This is a genomic window from Thermohalobaculum sediminis, from assembly GCF_023487995.1.
Lineage (GTDB): Bacteria > Pseudomonadota > Alphaproteobacteria > Rhodobacterales > Rhodobacteraceae > Thermohalobaculum > Thermohalobaculum sediminis.
In genome coordinates, this window is record NZ_JAMFKN010000034.1 from 1 (window position 1) to 3,106 (window position 3,106).

General features: G+C 61.5%; 1 protein-coding gene. It reads left to right on the forward strand.

What is annotated here, in order from left to right:
• The first annotated feature begins 258 nt into the window (after nt 1–258).
• Nucleotides 259–2,646, forward strand: a complete 2,388-nt coding sequence (locus tag M1105_RS20420; RefSeq protein ID WP_249582215.1) for an adenylate/guanylate cyclase domain-containing protein — start codon at nt 259–261, stop codon at nt 2,644–2,646.
• Nucleotides 2,647–3,106: the final 460 nt, after the last annotated feature.

A 3,106-nucleotide genomic window follows, 5' to 3' on the forward strand; every position in this document is an offset into this window, starting at 1 on the left:
CGATCCAAAGTTGGCCGAGGAGTTTGCCGCACGTCAAATATGGGCGGCGTTCCATATCGGGGTAAGGTGACAGTGCCGTTTCTGGAATAAAACTACTAAGTACGTCTATTCGTGCGTGAGAACTGCAGCGTGAACTCACTGTCTTCGCGGTGCCGGCGGAGTCAATATCAGATAAGATTCGGATTGCGCCTCATGCAGCCCGCTTGTTTCCGGCGGCTACATCGAGCCGAACGCCGGTGTCTGGGAGGCCGCGGGGCAATGAGAGTAGACGCGTCGCTCTTGCAGGAAATCTGCGACCAGATCGCCTCCGAGATCGACGCGATCGTCTCGATCATGACGGCGGGCGGCCAGATCGTCGCCTCTTCGCGACGCCAGCGCATCGGCGACGTGCACGACGGCGCCGCCAAGGTTATTTCGGGCGAGGTCGACGTCTACGAGGTCACCGCCGAGGAAGCGGCCAAATCGCGGACTATGATGGAGGGCGTCACCCTTCCGATCGAGTTCGACGGTGAGCGGATCTACGGGATTGCGGTCGCGGCTGAGTTGGAGACGGCGCGGCCATACGCTAGGATCGCGCGCTATTGGGTAGCTTCGCATCTGCGCGCGGCCGAGGCCCACACCAAGTACCAGCGGGAGTTGGAGGAAAGCGGGCAGCGCTTCCGGGACGTCGCCGAAAGTGCAGGCGACTGGATCTGGGAAATGGATGCGGAACTGCGCTTCACCTACCTATCGCCGCGCTTCTTCGAGATGTTCCCGGTGACGCCGGCCGACATCCTTGGCAAGACCCGTGGCGAGTTCGCTGGGCGCAGGCTCAGCGAGGCGCACTGGAAGCAGCACTTCGCGACACTGGCTGCGCGACTACCGTTCCGCGACTTCGCCTACAGCTCGCAAATGTCCGATGGCGAGATCCGCCACATACTGATTAGCGGCAAGCCGGTGCATGGCCCACAAGGCGAGTTCTGCGGCTATCGCGGCACCGGGCGAGACGTCACTGCGCTTGAGCGCGCAAAGGCGGATGCCGAGACCGCCAAGCGGCGCCTCGAGCTGAGCGAGCAGCGCTTCCGTGACGTTGCCGAGAGCGCAGGCGACTGGATCTGGGAGATGGACGCAGCGCTGCGCTTCACCTATCTCTCGCCTCGCTTTTTCGAGATATTTCCGGTGTCCCCGGACCGGATCATCGGCAAGACTCGTGCCGAGTTCTCAGGCACGAGCGCCGACGACCCAAGATGGCGCGAGCATTTCGCGCGGCTGGAGGCGCATCTCCCGTTCCGCGATTTCGCATACAGCCCGGAGATCCGCGATGGCCCGACGCGCCACATCCTGATCAGCGGCAAGCCGGTCTTAGGCCGAGGAGGTGAGTTCCAGGGCTATCGTGGCACCGGGCGCGATATCAGCGAGCAGGTCGCAGCGGAGGAGGCGCTGAGGCGCAGCGAAAAGCTGCTGGCCGAAGCGATCGAGGTGATCTCCGAGGGGTTCTCGCTGTTCGATTGCGACGACCGTTTGGTGCTGTTCAACAGCAAGTATAGGACGCTGTTGTACCCGGGCGTTGAGGTTGATCTGCAGCCGGGAATGAAGTTCGAGTCCATCGTGCGCCGCGCCGCCGAGAACGGCTATATTGAGGAAGCGGTCGGCCGGATCGACGCATGGGTCAGGGAGCGTCTGGCGCGACGGCGCAAGGCCGACGGGCCGTTCATCCAGCATCGTAGCGATGACACTTGGATCATGGTCAACGAGATAAGGACTGGCGACGGCGGGACCGTCGCCATCTATTCGGACGTCACGGTATTGAAGAACCGCGAGAAGGAGCTGGCTGAAAAGTCGCGCGCGCTCGAGATGCTCTCGATCCAGCTCGCGAAATACCTCTCGCCACAGGTCTACAAATCGATCTTCAGTGGCCTTAGCGAGGTCAAGGTTGCGAGCAGCCGCAAGAAGCTGACGGTGTTTTTCTCAGACATTGTCGGGTTCACCGAGTTGACCGACCGCATGGAATCCGAGGACCTGACTAAGCTCCTCAACCACTACCTGTCCGAGATGTCGACCATTGCGCTGCGCCATGGCGCGACGATCGACAAGTATGTCGGCGATGCGATCATGATCTTTTTCGGCGACCCTGAGACGCGGGGCGTGCGCCAGGATGCGCTGGCCTGTGTCGAGATGGCGATCGAGATGCGCGAGAAGCTGGACGAGTTGCGCGAGGTCTGGCGTCTGGCCGGCATCGAGCGGCCGCTCGAGTGCCGTACTGGCATCAGCACTGGATATTGTACGGTCGGCAATTTCGGCAGCGAGGAGCGGATGGCCTACACGATCATCGGCATGGGCGTGAACTTGGCCGCGCGACTGGAGAAGGCGGCAGCGCCTGGGGAAATCCTGATCTCCTATGAGACATTCGCCAATGTTGGAAACGCGATAGCCTGCGAGGCGCGGGGCGAACTCCCGGTCAAGGGCGTGCCATATCCGGTCTCGATCTATACGGTTAAAGGGCGGCAGGGATGCGCAACTGAAAACCGGCGCATACGCGCGGACCGACCGTATTTGAAACTCGACCTCGATATGAGCGTCATGACACCAGAAGCACGCGATGAGGCAAAGTTGATCCTAGAAGAAGCAATGGATACTCTGTCTTCAAGCGAGCCCAAAGCCTCATAGTAGGGCACTGTCAGAGCAAACTAGGTTGAGCGGGGAAAGCCACCTCCCTACCCTCGCGGCATGAGCCAACGCAGCCCCTTCCGATACTTCAAGACGAGCCCGGAGATCATCCGCCTGGCGGTAATGCTACGCGGTTCGCCCGCAGAGCGGACGTCGGTGCGGAGCGCAGCAAACAGCCGCTTCCCGCCGTATTCCGACGTCGTATGCGATGCTTCAAAGAGCGACCGCTTCGGGCTCGGAGTAGTCGTTCGCTGCACGGATAACGAAGGGCGGCTCAGCGGACGATCCCGTCGATGCAAAGATTCGTCATCGAGGTCGCTGTCCGACACGCATCCGGCATCGCTTCGTGTCATGTTAGCGAGGGAGGCAATCGTTTCGGGGGCATCGCATGCCCGATGACGCCAAGACCGAGTCTCTTCTCTCGGCCATGCATGCATTTGGAGAGGCGTGGGCGCGCGGG

Excerpts from the sequence above, each read along its gene's own strand:
- M1105_RS20420 (WP_249582215.1), top strand. The coding sequence starts at position 259 with ATGAGAGTAGACGCGTCGCTCTTGCAGGAAATCTGCGACCAGATCGCC.